Raw genomic sequence first — 15723 nt, 5'->3', positions numbered from 1 at the left:
TCGATTACAGTCGACTATCCGTCGATCTTTTCCAGCGTGACCTGCGCGACGTCGATCCCGCCGCCGCGAAAGCCGCCTTCGCAATATTGCAGATAATAGCGCCACAGACGGATGAAGCGTTCGTCAAAGCCCGACGGGAGTTGCCCCGCCGACACCGCCTCGTCGAAACGTTCGCGCCACTGGCGCAGCGTCTCGGCATAGCCGCCGCCGAAGTGGCGCACATTGCCCCATGCCAGCCCGCGCGCTTCGGCCAAGGCCCGGAAGCGACTTTCGGAAATCAGGCAACCGCCGGGGAAAATATAGGCCTGAATGAAGTCGCTGCTCGCCGCATAGCGTTCGAACAGCGCGTCGTTGATCGCGATATACTGGATCGCCGCCTTGCCGCCGGGGCGGAGCAGCCGCGCGATCGCGTCGAGATAGGCCGGCCAATAGGCCTGCCCCACCGCCTCGACCATTTCGACGCTCGCAATCGCGTCATAGGGGCCCTTGGCGTCCCGATAATCGCAGATTTCGACACGCGAACGCCCCGAAAGATCAACCGCCTGCAATCGCGCCTCGGCCACCTCCGCCTGCGACGGCGACAGGGTGATACCGGTGTAGAGAACATCGTGGCGCTCGACCGCGCGTTCGGCGAGTGCGCCCCAGCCGCAGCCGATTTCGAGCAGCCGCGTCCCCGACCGCAGGTCGAGCCTGTCGAGGATCGCATCGACCTTGACCTCCTGCGCCTCTTCCAGCGTCATGCTAAGGTCGGTGAACAAGGCACTCGAATAATTAAGTCCGCTGTCGAGCCACAGCCGGTAGAAATCATTGCCCAGATCATAATGCGCCAGAATATTGCGCTTCGAACCGCGGCGGCTGTTGCGATTGACGATATGGGCGGCGCGATTGATCCAGTGCAGCGGCCCGCGCGAGCGCGCGACATTGCCCAGCGTTTCGCCATTGCGCATGAACAGATCGAACAGCGGGACCGGATCGGGCGAACTCCATTCGCCCAGATCCCAGGCCAGGTACCAACCGACCGATCCCGACATCGCGAGCCGCACCAGCGCCGACCAGCTTTTCAGATGAACGATCGCGGTCGGCCCCTTGCCCCGTCCGCCCAGGATGCGCACGCTGCCGTCGGGCAGATGTCCCTCCAGCGTCCCCTTGCCCAGCCCCGCATCGATGCGGTCGAGCAGGCGATGAAACAGCGCCGACGGGGCGCGGCCGACGAGGCGCGCGATGAAACCACCCGACCGAAAAGCCCTGTCGGCGCGAAGAAGCGCTTTGCCGCGACGGGGGCTGACATGGGTGTTCATTAGCATTCCCTGCCGCAAAACCTGCGCCATGACAATCAGTTGTCGTCGGCCTTCATGACGTCATAAGCCGCCAGCGCCCGCGCGCGGGCTTCGCGATGCCCAATGATTTTCGGGGGATAGCTTCGCGGACGGCGACCGAATTCATCGGGATCGTGGATTGCGGCATCGCCGATATCGGCCAGTTCGGGCACCCATTGGCGGATATAGGCGGCGGCATCGAATTTCTCCGACTGGGTAAGCGGTGCCATGATGCGCGGAAACATGTTCGAGTCGACACCCGACCCCGCGACCCACTGCCAATTCACCGCATTGGACGCGTAATCGGCATCGACCAGCGTATCCCAAAACCATTGTTCGCCGCGCCGCCAGTCGATGAGCAGATGCTTGATGAGGAAACTCGCGGCGATCATGCGGACGCGATTGTGCATCCAGCCGGTTGCCCAGAGCTGCCGTATGCCGGCATCGACGATCGGATAGCCCGTGCGTCCCTGTTGCCAGGCGGCGAAATCGGCGTCGGCCTCCTCGCCGCTCCGCCAGGACAGCGCGGTATCGAAGGCTTCGCGGGCACTGCGGGCGCCGTAATCGGGATATTGCAAGATCACCGTCTGCGCATAGTCGCGCCACCCGATCTCGGCCAAGAACACATCGACCGATCCCCCTGCGTCTGCAACGGCATGCCAGATCGCGGCGGGCGAAATCTCGCCGAAGTGAAGATGCGGCGACAGGCGCGAACTGCCTACGATCGCGGGCAGGTTCCGCTGCTCATCATAGCGTGCCGCGATGCCCGCGAACGCGCCGAGCCGCGCGTGCGCGCCCGGTTCGCCCGGCGTCCATTCGCCTTCGAACCCCGTCGCCCAATTGGGGCGTGACGGCAGCAGTTCCCAATCGTCGAGTCGGTCCGACGCCGGCCAGCGGTCGGGCGCATCGAGGCCTTCGGGGGCATCCACGGGCGCAGGCGGCGGCATATGATCGCGCAGCGCGCGCCAGAAGGGGGTGTAGATTTTATAGAGGCCGCCGCTGCCAGTCTTCACCGATCCCGGCGGCGCGAGGTAATTGCCGTCGTGACAAACGAGATCGAGGCGCTTCGCGACCGCGCGCTCGGCATTGCGCCACCACGGCTCGTAATGACGGAGGCAATGCACGGCGCCGGCCCCGCTCTCCTCGGCAATCTTCGCCAGTTCGTCCTCGCACTTGCCGCGCCGCAGGATCAACCGCGAACCGCGCGCGCGCAGGCTTTCGTCGAGTCGCGCGAGGCTGTGATGCAGCCACCAACGCGACGCGCCGCCCATCGCGCGGTGCCGCGGCGTTTCGTCGTCGAGAATATAGACGGGAATGACCGGACCCGACGTCGCCGCAGCGACAAGCGCCGCCTGATCGGCGAGCCGCAGATCGCGGCGAAACCACAGGATCGTCGGCGGCGCCATCAGGGATAGCTGGCGGTATCGGGTGCGGTCACGCGCACCGTGAACTGGTCGCGCGCCAGCGGCTGCATATAGCGCTGATCGTGCAGGACGATCGCATCGCCGTCGCGCGTCGCGACCGGCATCCGTGCCCAGAAAAGGAAGGCGCGCGCGGGCGGATCGGACTTCAACCACGCGCGGAGGCGCATGTCGTCCATGCCCGACGGAACCCCCGGCTCCACCGTGCTCCCCTGCCCCAGCGCATAGGCGCCGCTGCCATAGCGCCCGCCCCCGCGCCAAAAGATATCGCGCCGCCAGAAGGCGATCGGCGGCGGGCTCGCGACGACCAGCGCGCCGCCTTGTCCGCTCCGGCGCAGCAGGTCGGCCGCCTGCGCCTCGGCCTGCCCCGTCATGACACCGTTGGCGAAGATATAAGCGCAAACGGCAGTGAAACCGATCCAAGCCGGACGTCGCCAGTCAGGCGCCCCGCGCCGTTCGCGTCGCAGCGACAGCCAGACCGACAGGCCGAGCGCCAGCCATATCCACAGGTCGATGATGAACAGCGTATCGCCATAGAACCAACGGTGGCTGAACGGTTCGAGCAGCCGCACGCCATAGTTGTTGAGCCAGTCGAGCGCCGGGTGGCTGAGGCACCCGATATAGGCGAGCGCGAGCAACCAGCCGCGATGCAAGGGCGGCCTTGTAGCGGGCCGCGTTCCCCGCCGCGTCTGCCAGCGGTCGAAGGCGATCATCGCCGCCCAGAGCAGGACCGGCAGCAAAAGCAGCGCGATCGGCCCATGGGTGATCCCGCGGCGCATCGCGAGCGATTCGACGCCATAAAAGGCGCAGCTTGCATCGATGTCGGGCAGGTTCGCGGCGAGGATCAGCGTCGGCATCGCCAGCGCGGTCTTTTTCTTGAGCCCCATTTGCCCAAGAACCGCGCCGACGAGGCTGTGGGTCAGATTGTCCATGCGCCCCTATAAAGCCGACGCGCGCATCGACCGCAAGCGATCAGAGATCGGGCCCGCCTTCGCTGACCGTCCAGGTCTGCCCTTTCTTGAGCAGGCTCTGCAGATCGGCCTTCTTGCCCTCAGCCGCCGCCTTGTTCTGGCGCCATACGTCGGCTTCGAAAGTCGGACGCGGATCGTCGTAGAGGACACCGAGCGCCATCGGGAATTCGCCGAAGCGCATTTCCACGAGCATGTGCGCGACGCTGCGGTTGGTGACGTCGTGGACGATCACGCCCGCTGCCTGCCAGTCGCCATCGACGACATCGACGACCTTGAGCGTCAGCGCCTCCTGATCGAGCGCGATGCCCTTCGCGCCCTTGGCAAACAGCATCGGTTCCCCGTTCTGGAGCCAGAGCTGGCGGTCTTCAGCGCCCTTCGGCGCGGCGAAATCCTGGAACACGTCCTTGTTATAGACGATGCAGTTCTGGAAGATTTCGATAAAGGCCGCGCCCTTGTGCGCATGGGCCGCTTTCAGAACATTCGGCAGTTCCTTCGACACATCGAAGCCGCGCGCAACGAAGCGGGCGCCCGCGCCGAGTGCGAAGGCGCAGGGCTGCGCCGGGCGGTCGACCGAGCCGAACGGGGTCGACGGGCTGTTGGTGCCGACGCGGCTGGTAGGCGAATATTGGCCCTTGGTCAGCCCGTAAATCTCGTTGTTGAACAGCATGATCTGGCAATCGAGGTTCCGCCGGATGAGGTGCATCGTGTGATTGCCGCCGATCGACAGACCATCGCCGTCGCCGGTGACGATCCACACGTCGAGTTCGGGATTGGCAAGCTTCAGCCCCGTCGCGAACGCCGGCGCACGGCCATGGATCGTATGGAAGCCGTAGCTTTCGACATAATAGGGAAAGCGCGACGAGCAGCCGATCCCGCTGATGAACACGGTGCTTTCGGGCACTGCGCCAATTTCGGGCAGGGTGCGCTGCACCGCCTTCAGGATCGCATAGTCGCCGCAGCCGGGGCACCAGCGCACTTCCTGATCGGTTTCCCAATCCTTGAGCGTCGTCGTGCGGGCGATGGTCGTCATCTCGTTCACTGGAGCGCCTCCTCGATGGCAGCTTCGATTTCGGCAATCCGGAAGGGCTGGCCCGACACCTTGTTGAGCGGCTTGGCATCGACCAGATACTGGTCGCGCAGCACCGTCTTGAGCTGGCCCGTGTTCATTTCGGGCACGATCACCTTGTCATAGCTTTTGAGCAATTCGCCCAGATTGGCGGGGAGCGGCCAGATATGGCGCAGGTGAATCTGGCTGACGTCCTTCCCTTCGGCGCGCTTGCGGCGCACCGCCTGATGGATCGGGCCATAGGTCGATCCCCAGCCGACGATCGCAAGCTTGCCGCCCTCGGCGCCGAGTTCGACGATCTGGTCGGGAACCTTGACCCCGTCGATCTTCGCCTTGCGAATGTCGGTCATCGCCTGGTGATTTTCGGGCGCATAATTGATGTGACCGGTGTCGATCTCTTTCTCGATCCCGCCGATCCGGTGCAACAGGTCGGGCGTACCCGGCTTCACCCACGGGCGCGCGAGCTTTTCGTCGCGGCCATAGGGTTTGAAGCCGCCTTCCGGTACCTGGGTCAGAAATTCGACCGGGAAGGCTTCATAGGCGGTCAGGTCGGGGACTTTCCACGGCTCGGCCGCGTTGGCGATATAGCCGTCGGTCAGCAACATCACCGGCGTCATATATTGGACCGCGATCCGGCACGCCTCGATCGCGCATTCGAACGCGTCACCAGGCGAGCGCGCGGCGATCACCGGCATCGGCGCATCGCCGTTGCGGCCATAGACAGCCTGATAGAGATCCGACTGTTCGGTCTTGGTCGGCAGGCCCGTCGACGGGCCGCCACGCTGCGAATTGACGATGACGAGCGGCAGTTCGGTCATGATCGCGAGGCCCATTGCCTCGCCCTTCAGCGCGATACCCGGTCCCGACGAGCTGGTGACGCCCAGCGACCCTGCGTAGCTCGCACCGATTGCCGAACAGATGGCGGCGATTTCATCCTCGGCCTGAAAGGTCGTGACGTCATATTCCTTGAGCCGCGACAGATGGTGGAGGATTGCCGATGCGGGCGTGATCGGATAGCCGCCGAAGAACATCGGCAGATGCGCAAGCTGCGCCCCGGCGACAAGGCCGAGCGCGATGCCCTCGGCGCCGGTCAGCGTACGATAGAGGCCGGGTTCGGCGGGCGCCGGCGCGACATGATGCTGCTTGAGCGGTCCCGCGAGTTCGGCGGTTTCGCCATAGGCATGGCCCGCATTGAGCGCCGCGATATTCGCTTCGGCAAGATTGGGATCCTTGGCGAATTTCGCCTTCAGCCACTCGATCAGCGGCTGGCGGTCGCGGTCGAACATCCACAGCGCAAGGCCGAGCGTCCACATATTCTTGCAGCGCAGCGCTTCCTTGTTGCCGAGCCCGAACGGCTTGACCGCATCCATCGTCGCCTGACTGATGTTGAGCTTCAGAAGCTGCCATTTCGCAAGGCTGCCATCCTCGAGCGGGTTGGCGTCATATTTCGCCTTGGCGAGATTGCGGTCGTTGAATTCGCCTTCGTCGGCGATGATCAGGCCGCCCAGCTTGAGTACGCCGACATTGGTCTTGAGCGCCGCGGGGTTCATCGCGACGAGCACGTCGGGGGCGTCGCCCGCGGTCGTGATCTCGCTCGACCCGAAATTGATCTGGAACGCCGAAACACCGAACAGCGTGCCCTGCGGCGCGCGGATTTCGGCCGGAAAATCAGGGAAAGTCGCCAGGTCATTGCCCGCGAGCGCCGTCGAAAGCGTGAACTGACCACCGGTCAGCTGCATCCCGTCGCCGCTGTCGCCCGCGAAACGAACCACCACTGCGTCGGAAAGGGGGGACTGCCGATCTTCGGCCCGGTCCTCGACCACTGTCGCCATTTTCTGTTCTGCCTTTAGAGTCCTGCGAATTACCGGAATGGGCCTAGGCCCGTCTTACGCCGCCCGCAATTCAGAAAAATTTGTGCGCTGCAAAGCGGATCGGCGCGCGCCTGCCGCAATCAGTTTCCAATTGCCATTGAATTATGCCACCCGATGGCGAATAGCAGCGGCAACAACATAGCAAAGGGATATGACGGATGACCGACGGCACGACTCCTTATGTTCGCCCCGATGTGGCGGCCTTTCTTGCCTTCCTCAACGCCCAGGAAGGCCCCAAGATGGAAGAGATGCCGCCCGAGGCGGGGCGCGAGATGATGCGCGTGATGGGCCAGATGGCCGACGTGCCGCGCGGCGCGATCGCGAAGGTCGAGGATCGCACCATTCCCGGACCCGCCGGTGAGATTCCGATCCGCATCTATGACAACCGTCCCGATCGCGAGCCCGGCCCGGTCATGGTCTTCTACCATGGCGGCGGCTGGGTGATCGGCGATCTCGACACGCACGATCCCTATTGCGCCGAAGCGGCGCGTCAGCTCGACATGCCGGTGATCGCCGTCGACTATCGCCTCGCACCCGAACACCCCTTCCCTGCGGCGCCCGAGGATTGCGAAGCGGCGACGCGCTGGGTCGCCGACGATATTCCTTGCACCGGGCTGGTCCTGTCGGGCGACAGCGCGGGCGGCAATCTGACCATCGCGACCGCGCTCGCGCTGCGCGATACGCCAGCCGCGAAGCCGGTGGTCGCGATCCATCCGATCTATCCGGCGGTCACGACGCATCAGGACTGGCAAAGCTATCGCGATTTCAAGGATGGCTATCTGCTCACCGAAGGCGGCATGACCTGGTTCGGCGATCATTATGCCGCCGATCCCGCCGATCGCCGCGCATCGCCGATCGATTTCGACGCCGCCGGCCTGCCGCCGACCCTGCTTGTGACCGCGGGGCTCGATCCCCTGCGCGATCAGGGCCGCGCTTATGCCGGCAAGCTGATCGCCGCCGGGGTGCCGACGACCTACCGCGAGGCCGCGGGCACCATCCACGGCTATATCTGTCTGGCGCAGGGCATCCCGAGTGCCAAGGACGACATCCGCGGCAATCTGACCGTCCTCAAGGCGATGGTCGCCGAAGCGACCGCATGATCGACGCCAGCGCCCTTCCCTATCGCCCCTGCGCCGGGGTGATGCTCGCCAATCGTCATGGCCGTGTCTTTGTCGGCCAGCGACTCGATTCGGCCGAGGACGCGTGGCAGATGCCGCAAGGTGGCATCGATCCCGGCGAGGATGCCGAAGATGCCGCAATCCGCGAACTCAGCGAGGAAACCGGCGTCCATGCCGGACTGGTCGATATCATCGCGCGCAGCAAGACCGAGCATTTCTACGACCTGCCCGACCATCTGATGGGCAAGATGTGGGGCGGGAAATATCGCGGTCAGCGCCAGTCGTGGTTCCTGATGCGCTTCATGGGCGAGGATAGCGATGTCGATATCGCGACCCAGCATCAGGAATTTCGCGCCTGGCGCTGGGCCGAACTCGACGAGCTCGAACGGCTGATCGTCCCGTTCAAGCGCCAGCTTTACCGCGCCGTCGTCGACGAATTCCGCCCACTGGTCTGATCGCGCAATGCGACGGCGGTGCGAAAGACGTCGGCGAACATCGCCGGCGTCAGTCGCCCGGTGTTCGTGTTGTAGCGCGAGCAGTGATAGCTATCGACCAGATGGCGCCCGTCGGGCAGGCGATGCACCGCGCCATGCGCAAACCGATAGGCGGCGAGCCGTCCGCCCGCAGCGCGAACCGCCGCGTCATGCGCAATTCGGCCGAGTGCGATCAGCACCCTGACCTGTGGCAGCGCCGCGAGCTGTCCCTCGAAATAGGGTCGGCAGGCGGCGATTTCGGCGGGCGTCGGCTTGTTCTGCGGCGGCAGGCATTTGACGCTGTTGACGATGATCGTTCCGTCCAGGCGCAGCCCGTCGTCGATCTGCCCGTCATAGACGCCGCGGCTGAGCCCGAAGGCGGCGAGCGTTTCGAACAACAGGTCGCCCGCATAATCTCCGGTAAACGGCCGCCCGGTGCGGTTGGCGCCGTGCTTTCCCGGCGCGAGCCCGGCGATGGCAAGCCACGCATCGGGGTCGCCGAAAGCATAGACGGGGGCATTCCACCAATCGGGATGCTCAACGCGACAGGCGGCACGCAACCCGACAAGGCGCGGGCAACGTCGGCAATCGCGCGGCGGCTCGGTACCGGGCAAGGGGCTGTCAATCTTCACCCCGCTGCGATAGGCGCATGGGCATGACCAGCGCAACGCCCCTCCCCCTCTATGCCATCGGCCTTGGTTCGAACCGCTGCCACGTCCGTTTCGGTGATCCGCGGCGCGTGTTGCTCGCAGCACTCGCCGCGCTCGAAAGCGACGATATCGAACCCGTCGATGCGAGCCCGATCGTCGCGAGTGCGCCGATCGGCCCTTCGCGCCGCCGCTACGCCAATGCCGTCGCGCTCGTCGCCTCGCCGCTCAGCCCGCCCGAGATGCTCGATCGGCTGAAAGCCATCGAAGCTGCTTTCGGACGGCGGCGCGGCCAGCGCTGGGGCGCACGCACGCTCGACCTCGACATATTGCTGTGGTCGGAGGGCGCATGGAGCGATGCGGCGCTCACCGTGCCGCACGCGGCAATGACCGTGCGCGATTTCGTGCTCGGCCCGCTCCGCATGATCGCACCCGCCTGGCGCCATCCGCTCAGCGGCCAAAGCGTCCGCCAACTCGCCGCGCGTCTTTCGCGGGCAAAGCCGGTTGACCACGGCGCTTCGGCGCACTAGGGCGACGGCTCGCTTTCGCACACCGCCCCCGCGCGGTCCGCGATGGGCCCTTAGCTCAGTCGGTAGAGCAACTGACTTTTAATCAGTAGGTCGCTGGTTCGAACCCAGCAGGGCTCACCATAACCGCCGAAATTGGCGCCTTACCTCAGGCGAAGTGCAGCTTGCGATATTTGCCGCGGAAGTAGAGCAAGGGATCGCGGCGCGGTTCGAAGATCGCTTTCAGGACGCGGCCGACAAGAATGAAATGATCGCCGCCCGGATGCACTGCCTCGCGCGCGCATTCGAAACTGCTGAGCGATCCCGACAGCACCGGCGTACCGAACTCGCCGATCTCCCACCCGGTTGCCGCGAAGCGGTCCTCGCCCTTGCCCGCAAAGCGATTCGACGTCGGCTGCTGGCCGATCTGGAGCACATTGACCGCGAAATGCTCCGCTTCGCGCAGCACCGCCGCGCTGCCGGCATTGTTGGCGATGCAAACGAGGAGGAGCGGCGGGTCGAGCGATACCGAGGTGAAGCTGTTGGCGGTGAGGCCGATCGGCTGGCCCGCCGCATCGATGGCTGTGACGACGGTGACGCCGGTCGCGAAACAGCCGAGTGCGTCGCGAAAGGTCCGCGCATCGGACCCAGCGCGATATTCGGGCCAGCCGCGCGGTGCGCGGCGCTCGAGAAAGTCGATCAGATGCGCGCCGAGCGCATCGATCCGGTCTTCGGTGACGACCAGCGCGGCGTCCTCCACCTCGACCAGTTCGCCATCGGGGAGCTGGCCGACGAACGCCGCCGCCGAGGCGCGCGAGACAAGTTCGCTCATCGCGCCGCGGACATAGAGCGTCGGCAAGGCTATATTGGGGGCGATCCCCGAAAGCCGCTCGGTCACGGTAGCGGCGTCGAAGGCTTCGAACAGCCGGGCGTCCCATGCCGCCTGACCAGGCGCCCGGTTGGCCGCTTCGCGCAGGCGGTCACCGATGCGCTGCGCCATCGTTACATCGTCACTGACCGGCAGGTCGACGAGCACCAGCCCCGAGGCGAGCACCGCCGCGTCGCGTTCGAGCGCGGCAGCGGCGATCCATCCTCCGAGGGTCGAGGCGACGACGACCGGCCGCGTGCCGAGCTGTGCCAGCACCGCGCGCAGATCGCCGACCAACGCATCGAAGTCATAGCGCCCATCCTCGGGCCACTCGCTTCCGCCATGTCCCCGAAGGTCGAGGCTGATGACGCGGCGGCCGGCCTGTTCGAGCGCGTCGGCGACATTCGACCAGATCGCGCGCGTCTGGCCCGCACCGTGAAGCAGCAGCACCGCCGGGTCATTATCCGATCCGATGACGTCCGCTTCGAGGCGGGTTCCTGCGAAGCCCTGATAATGAACGATGCTCATGCCGTGAAAATCTCTTTCGTCCGGTGCCGCGGCGGCGACCGGTCGGGCATGATTATTTTCGCTTGTTGATGCAAGTCAAAGTCGGGGAACCGCACCCTTGCCAAAAGCGGATGGCAGGTTCCGGTGATCGAACCTGCGTTCACGGCAACCCTGCACCAGTTGCCACCCAGATCACCTCCCCCAACTGCCCTGCCGGCGTCCCACCGGCGGGGCATTTCTTTGGGAAGGCCGTTCAGGCGCGAAACCCGGCCAGTCGCTGATCGAGGACAGCCTCCGCCTCGGCTATGATGCGGTCGATCAATTCCTGGCAGCTCGGAATATCATGGATAAGGCCCTGGACCATCCCGGCCCAGAATACCCCCTTCGTCAGATCTCCCGTTTCGAGGAGTTCGCGGCCGGCCTTGCCGTTGACCAGTTCGGCGACGTCGGCAAAGGTCGCATCGGGCTGCGCAAGGCGGCGCACCACCTCCTCCGACACTGCGCTCTTGCCGACGCGCGCGGTGTTCTTGAGGCTGCGGAAGATCAGGAAGCTGCCGCGCTCGTCATTATCGACATAGGCCTGCTTCACATTGTCGTGGATCGGCGCTTCCTTGGTCGCGCAGAAGCGCGTCCCCATGTTGATGCCTTCGGCACCGAGCGACAGCGCTGCGACCAGCCCGCGACCGTCGCCGAAGCCGCCCGAGGCCAGCATCGGGATCTTCACCTTGTCGGCGGCGGCCGGGATCAGGATCAGCCCCGGAATATCGTCCTCGCCGGGATGGCCTGCACATTCGAAGCCGTCGATCGAAATTATATCGCAGCCCGCCTTTTCGGCCGACAGCGCATGACGCACGGCGGTGCATTTGTGCAGGATGGTGACGCCATGGGGCTTGAGCATTTCCCAAATCTCGCGCACCGCTTGGGTGCCCGCCGTTTCGACGATCTTGACGCCGCCGTCGATGATCGCCTGCGCATAGGCCTTGTAATCGGGCGCGTTGATCGTCGGGAACACGGTCATGTTCACGCCAAAGGGTTTGGCGGTCATCGACCGGCAGCGTTCGATTTCCTCACGCAGTGCATCGGGGCTCGGCTGGGTCAGCGCGGTTATGATACCAAGGCCGCCGGCGTTCGACACAGCGCTCGCCAGTTCGGCATAGCCGACGCTCTGCATGCCGCCCTGCACGATCGGATGCTCGATACCCAGCATTTCGGTGATGCGCGTCTTGAAAGCCATGGTCCATCCTTCCCTTCTGTCTCTGCCGTTACGGCACCGTTGCTTCTCCCTTGAATTAACTTGACGCTTACGTCAACGTCGGGTTGAGAGACGATATAGTTAGACAGCGAAGGGAATCGGAATGGCGGCGACGCACCAAGGCATATCGGATCGGGCGCTGGCGATCGCAGCCAAGGTCGAGGCCTTCGTCCGCGAGACGGTGGTCCCCTATGAGAAAGACCCGCGCCGCGACCATCATGGCGCACCGACCGACGAGCTGGTGATGGAAATGCGCGACCATGCCCGCGCGGCGGGCGTGCTGACGCCGCACATCCTGTCCGACGGCAGCCACCTCAATCAGCGCGAGACGGCGGTCGTCCTCATAAAGTCAGGTCTGTCGCCGCTCGGTCCGCTCGCCTGCAACACGATGGCGCCCGACGAAGGCAATATGTATCTGCTCGGCAAGGAAGGCAGCCCCGAGCTCAAGGAACGGTTCCTCAAGCCGATGGTCGAGGGCCGCGTCCGATCGGCCTTTTTCATGACCGAACCCGCCGAAGACGGCGGTGCGGGGTCCGATCCGTCGATGATGAAAACGACCTGCCGCCCCGACGGCAATCATTGGGTCGTGAACGGCCGCAAGACCTTCATCACCGGCGCGGAGGGCGCGCGCGTCGGCATCGTCATGGCGAAGGCCGAAGAAGGCGCATGCATGTTCCTCGTCGACCTGCCCGATCCGGCGATCCGCATCGACGAGATTCCGAACACGATCGACAGTTCGATGCCTGGCGGGCACGCGACGCTGACCATCGACAATCTGCGTATCCCCGCCGACCAGATGCTGGGTGAGGCCGGCGAAGGCTTTCGCTACGCGCAGGTCCGCCTGTCCCCCGCCCGGCTGTCACACTGCATGCGTTGGCTCGGCTGCTGCATTCGCGCGCACGAAATCGCGACCGACTATGCCAACCGGCGTGAAGCCTTTGGCAAGCCGCTGATCGAGCATGAAGGCGTCGGCTTCATGCTCGCCGAGAATATGATCGATCTGAAGCAGGCCGAACTGATGATCGACTGGTGCGCCGGCGTTCTCGACACCGGATCGCTCGGCACGGTCGAAAGCTCGATGGCAAAGGTTGCGGTCTCCGAAGCGCTGATGCGGATCGCCGACCGCTGCGTTCAGGTGATGGGCGGGACCGGCGTCACCGATCGCACGATCGTCGAACAGGTGTTCCGCGAGGTGCGCGCCTTCCGCATCTACGACGGTCCGACCGAGGTCCACAAATGGAGCCTTGCCAAGAAGATCCGCCGCGACTGGAAGGCCGGACGCACCTGATGCCCCTGTCAGTTGCGCTTTGCCGCCCGATCCTCCAGCCGTAGCGTCAAAACGACTTGACGTTTACGTTAACGTCCGGATGATGGGTGAAAACATAAAGGGTAGAGGACTCGGACCGATGTCGATTTTGCACGACGAAGGACAACAGGCGATCGCCACCGAATCGCGCCGCATATTGGAAGCGCGCGTGCACAAGGACGATCTGCTCCCGCTGCTCCAGACAAGCGGGCGCTATCACGAAGCCTTCTGGGCCACCGCGAAAGAACAAGGCTGGACCGCGCTGGCCTTGCCGGAAGCCTATGGCGGCCTGGCGCTGGGCCTCGTCGAACTCGGGCTGATTGCGCACCAGGCGGGTCGCACGCTCAGCGGCGCACCCTTTCTGACCTCGAATTTCGGTGCGGCAAAAGCGATCGAGCTAAACGGCAGCGATGATCAGAAACAGCGCTGGCTACCTGGACTGGCAAGCGGTGACGTCATCGGGGCGGTCGCGATTGCATCGGGGCCTGACGCCCTGCCCGCCCATCCCAAAGTCACGCTGACCAATGATCGCCTCGATGGGGTGAAGGACGGCGTTTCGGGCGCATTACATGCCGACGTCGCCATTGTCTTCGCCAATGGCCCGGGTATGCCGGTCCTCGCGTTGGTCGATCTTGCCAAGGTCGAAAAGACGGCGATCGACAGCTTCGACAACAGCCGCTGCCTCGCCGACCTGCATTTTGCCGATACGCCCGCCGAGACGCTCGTCAGCGGAAGCGCCGCGCGCGCGGCGGCGCTGCACATTCTGGCATTGCAGGCCGTCATCACCGCGCACGAACAGACGGGCGGAGCCGAGGCGCTGATGGAAATCGCGCGCGACTATGCCGTGACGCGCAAGGCGTTCGGGCAACCGATCGGCGCCTTCCAGTCGATCAAGCACCGCATCGCCGAACTCTACGGCCTCGTCGAACTCGCGCGCGCCAATTGCATCCACGCGGCCTCGCGCGAGGGGCAGAGCGACTTCGTGACGGCGGCCGCCGCGGCGCGGCTTTCGGCGACCGAAGCCTATGACACCGCGGCGCGCGATTGCGTGCAGATCCACGGCGGCATCGGCGTGACCTGGGAAATCGGCCTGCACCTTCATATGCGCCGCGCCCGCACGCTGGCGCTTGAACAGGGAAGCAGCCTGTTCTGGGAAGATATATTGGTCGACCGCCTGGCAGGAGAAGCAGCATGAGCGATCTCGAAGCCTATCGCGCGAAGGCCGCAGCCTGGTGCGAATCCGTCGCGCCCACGTTCGGCAAGGCGGCCCGCAAGGGCCTGAGCGTCGAAGAGGATCTCGCGCTCGGACGCCGCTATCAAAAGGCGAAATTCGATGCGGGCTTCGCGGGCATCAACTGGCCTACCGACCTCGGCGGACAGGGCCTTGGCCATATCGAGAAGATCACCTTCGAAGCCGAGGAGATGAAGCACGGCTTCCCGAACGTCTATTTCGGCATCTCGCTCGGCATGCCGGTGCCGGTGCTGATGCAGTTCGGCTCTGACCGCGATTTCGTGAAGGAGCGCGTGCTCAAGGCGCTGCAGGGCGAAGAAATCTGGTGCCAGCTCTTCTCCGAACCATCGGGCGGCACCGATCTTGCCGGCCTGCGCACGCGCGCCGAAACCGATGGCAACGGATGGAAGATTAACGGCCAGAAAGTCTGGACGAGCTGGGCGCAATATAGCGACTATGGCGTCATCGTCGTGCGCACCGACCCGACCGTCGCCAAGCACAAGGGCCTTACCTATTTCTGGGTCGACATGAAGGCGCCCGGCGTCACCGTGCGCCCGATCAAACTCGCCGGCGGCGACAGTCACGTCAACGAAGTCTTCTTCGATGATGTGAAGATCAGCGACGACCACCGCATGTCTCCGGTCGGCGGCGGCTTCTCGGTCGCGCTCGCGACCCTGATGATCGAACGCTATGTCGCGACCGACAGCGCCGGATTCGGCCCGCACCTCGACCTGTTCGTCGATCTGGCGAAAGACCTGATGATCAATGGCCGACCGGCGATCGAGGATGGCCGCATCCGGCAGCAGATCGCCCGCAACTATGCGATGCGTTCGGGACTCGATTCGATCAATGTCCGCGCACGATTGATGATGCAGGCGGGTATGACGCCGGGGCCCGAAGGCTCGCTCAACAAGCTGGTTGCGGTTCGCTCGCGCCAGAAGCTGTCCGAACTCGCGATCGACCTGCAGGGCGTCGGCGGCTTCCACTTCGACGAGCATGCCTCGCCCAAGGACGATTGGGCATCGAGCTGGATCAACGCGCCGACCGGCCGCATCGCCGGCGGATCGGACGAAACGCTGCTCAACACCATCGCCGAGCGCATCCTCGGCCTGCCGCAAGACCATCGCCCCGACAAGGGCGTCCCCTTCAACCAGATTCCAGCCTGAGGAG

Annotated in this window: 14 protein-coding genes and 1 tRNA gene; 7 read left to right on the top strand and 8 right to left on the bottom strand. The window is 64.8% G+C overall.

The genetic code is table 11. The features are described from left to right. Nucleotides 1–14: 14 nt before the first annotated feature. The 5 genes from AOA14_RS14890 to AOA14_RS14870 are packed head-to-tail and all read right to left on the bottom strand — an operon-like array spanning nt 15 to nt 6606. Nucleotides 15–1298 carry an SAM-dependent methyltransferase gene (locus tag AOA14_RS14890; protein ID WP_062902363.1) on the bottom strand — a complete coding sequence of 428 codons (1284 nt, stop codon included), beginning with the start codon at nt 1296–1298 and terminating at the stop codon, nt 15–17. A 35-nt stretch (nt 1299–1333) separates the two neighbouring features. Beyond that, a complete protein-coding gene (locus tag AOA14_RS14885) occupies nt 1334–2722 on the bottom strand; it encodes a cryptochrome/photolyase family protein (RefSeq protein WP_062902362.1) in 1389 nt (462 codons plus the stop codon). Next, complete coding sequence (locus AOA14_RS14880) at nt 2722–3669, bottom strand: metal-dependent hydrolase (protein ID WP_062902361.1); 948 nt, start codon at nt 3667–3669, stop codon at nt 2722–2724. The genes AOA14_RS14885 and AOA14_RS14880 overlap by 1 nt, the downstream gene beginning before the upstream one ends. Before the next feature lie 40 nt (nt 3670–3709). Beyond that, on the bottom strand, nt 3710–4747 hold the full coding sequence (locus AOA14_RS14875) for a 2-oxoacid:ferredoxin oxidoreductase subunit beta (protein WP_003051331.1): 1038 nt from the start codon (nt 4745–4747) through the stop codon (nt 3710–3712). Continuing rightward, nucleotides 4744–6606 (bottom strand): 2-oxoacid:acceptor oxidoreductase subunit alpha, encoded by a 1863-nt coding sequence (locus tag AOA14_RS14870; RefSeq protein ID WP_003051329.1) that lies wholly within the window; start codon nt 6604–6606, stop codon nt 4744–4746. The genes AOA14_RS14875 and AOA14_RS14870 overlap by 4 nt, the downstream gene beginning before the upstream one ends. A 197-nt stretch (nt 6607–6803) precedes the next feature. Between AOA14_RS14870 and AOA14_RS14865 the strand changes: the two genes are divergently transcribed. Both AOA14_RS14865 and AOA14_RS14860 read left to right on the top strand, forming a co-directional pair. Next, the gene (locus tag AOA14_RS14865; RefSeq protein WP_062902360.1) at nt 6804–7745 is read left to right on the top strand and encodes an alpha/beta hydrolase; all 942 of its coding nucleotides are present in this window, start codon (nt 6804–6806) and stop codon (nt 7743–7745) included. Continuing rightward, nucleotides 7742–8218 carry an RNA pyrophosphohydrolase gene (locus tag AOA14_RS14860; protein WP_062902359.1) on the top strand — a complete coding sequence of 159 codons (477 nt, stop codon included), beginning with the start codon at nt 7742–7744 and terminating at the stop codon, nt 8216–8218. The genes AOA14_RS14865 and AOA14_RS14860 overlap by 4 nt, the downstream gene beginning before the upstream one ends. On the opposite strand, the gene AOA14_RS14855 is transcribed toward AOA14_RS14860, so the two are convergent. Then, nucleotides 8179–8868: a uracil-DNA glycosylase gene (locus tag AOA14_RS14855; protein ID WP_062902358.1), complete on the bottom strand. Its 690-nt coding sequence runs from the start codon at nt 8866–8868 to the stop codon at nt 8179–8181. The genes AOA14_RS14860 and AOA14_RS14855 overlap by 40 nt on opposite strands. Nucleotides 8869–8885: 17 nt before the next feature. On the opposite strand from AOA14_RS14855, the gene folK reads away from it, so the two are divergent. After that, a complete protein-coding gene (gene folK, locus AOA14_RS14850; protein WP_409372270.1) occupies nt 8886–9413 on the top strand; it encodes a 2-amino-4-hydroxy-6-hydroxymethyldihydropteridine diphosphokinase in 528 nt (175 codons plus the stop codon). 44 nt (nt 9414–9457) lie between these two features. Continuing rightward, nucleotides 9458–9533, top strand: a tRNA-Lys gene (locus AOA14_RS14845). A 25-nt stretch (nt 9534–9558) separates the two neighbouring features. On the opposite strand, the gene AOA14_RS14840 is transcribed toward AOA14_RS14845, so the two are convergent. Both AOA14_RS14840 and AOA14_RS14835 read right to left on the bottom strand, forming a co-directional pair. Further along, nucleotides 9559–10785, bottom strand: coding sequence for an alpha/beta fold hydrolase (locus AOA14_RS14840; protein WP_062902357.1), 1227 nt, complete (start codon nt 10783–10785; stop codon nt 9559–9561). 232 nt (nt 10786–11017) lie between these two features. Further along, on the bottom strand, nt 11018–11998 hold the full coding sequence (locus AOA14_RS14835) for an NAD(P)H-dependent flavin oxidoreductase (RefSeq protein WP_062902356.1): 981 nt from the start codon (nt 11996–11998) through the stop codon (nt 11018–11020). A 121-nt stretch (nt 11999–12119) separates the two neighbouring features. Here AOA14_RS14835 and AOA14_RS14830 point away from each other — a divergent pair, with 121 nt between their 5' ends. From AOA14_RS14830 to AOA14_RS14820, 3 genes are all read left to right on the top strand, one after another. Beyond that, nucleotides 12120–13304, top strand: coding sequence for an acyl-CoA dehydrogenase family protein (locus AOA14_RS14830; RefSeq protein ID WP_062902355.1), 1185 nt, complete (start codon nt 12120–12122; stop codon nt 13302–13304). A 118-nt stretch (nt 13305–13422) separates the two neighbouring features. Continuing rightward, complete coding sequence (locus tag AOA14_RS14825; protein WP_062902354.1) at nt 13423–14517, top strand: acyl-CoA dehydrogenase family protein; 1095 nt, start codon at nt 13423–13425, stop codon at nt 14515–14517. Then, the gene (locus AOA14_RS14820; protein ID WP_003051302.1) at nt 14514–15719 is read left to right on the top strand and encodes an acyl-CoA dehydrogenase family protein; all 1206 of its coding nucleotides are present in this window, start codon (nt 14514–14516) and stop codon (nt 15717–15719) included. Before AOA14_RS14825 ends, AOA14_RS14820 begins: the two co-directional genes overlap by 4 nt. The last annotated feature ends 4 nt before the right edge of the window (nt 15720–15723 follow it).

The organism is Sphingopyxis terrae subsp. terrae NBRC 15098 (assembly GCF_001610975.1).
Taxonomy (GTDB): Bacteria; Pseudomonadota; Alphaproteobacteria; order Sphingomonadales; family Sphingomonadaceae; genus Sphingopyxis; species Sphingopyxis terrae_A.
This window is presented reverse-complemented; position numbering and strand designations above follow the sequence as displayed.

What these genes read in the sequence shown, in the direction of transcription:
- AOA14_RS14830 (WP_062902355.1), top strand. Translation starts at nt 12,120, where the DNA reads ATGGCGGCGACGCACCAAGGCATATCGGATCGGGCGCTGGCGATCGCA.
- AOA14_RS14880 (WP_062902361.1), bottom strand. Translation starts at nt 3,669, where the DNA reads ATGGACAATCTGACCCACAGCCTCGTCGGCGCGGTTCTTGGGCAAATG.
- AOA14_RS14820 (WP_003051302.1), top strand. Translation starts at nt 14,514, where the DNA reads ATGAGCGATCTCGAAGCCTATCGCGCGAAGGCCGCAGCCTGGTGCGAA.
- folK (WP_409372270.1), top strand. Translation starts at nt 8,886, where the DNA reads ATGGGCATGACCAGCGCAACGCCCCTCCCCCTCTATGCCATCGGCCTT.
- AOA14_RS14860 (WP_062902359.1), top strand. Translation starts at nt 7,742, where the DNA reads ATGATCGACGCCAGCGCCCTTCCCTATCGCCCCTGCGCCGGGGTGATG.
- AOA14_RS14825 (WP_062902354.1), top strand. Translation starts at nt 13,423, where the DNA reads ATGTCGATTTTGCACGACGAAGGACAACAGGCGATCGCCACCGAATCG.
- AOA14_RS14835 (WP_062902356.1), bottom strand. Translation starts at nt 11,998, where the DNA reads ATGGCTTTCAAGACGCGCATCACCGAAATGCTGGGTATCGAGCATCCG.
- AOA14_RS14840 (WP_062902357.1), bottom strand. Translation starts at nt 10,785, where the DNA reads ATGAGCATCGTTCATTATCAGGGCTTCGCAGGAACCCGCCTCGAAGCG.
- AOA14_RS14885 (WP_062902362.1), bottom strand. Translation starts at nt 2,722, where the DNA reads ATGGCGCCGCCGACGATCCTGTGGTTTCGCCGCGATCTGCGGCTCGCC.
- AOA14_RS14865 (WP_062902360.1), top strand. Translation starts at nt 6,804, where the DNA reads ATGACCGACGGCACGACTCCTTATGTTCGCCCCGATGTGGCGGCCTTT.
- AOA14_RS14870 (WP_003051329.1), bottom strand. Translation starts at nt 6,606, where the DNA reads ATGGCGACAGTGGTCGAGGACCGGGCCGAAGATCGGCAGTCCCCCCTT.
- AOA14_RS14890 (WP_062902363.1), bottom strand. Translation starts at nt 1,298, where the DNA reads ATGAACACCCATGTCAGCCCCCGTCGCGGCAAAGCGCTTCTTCGCGCC.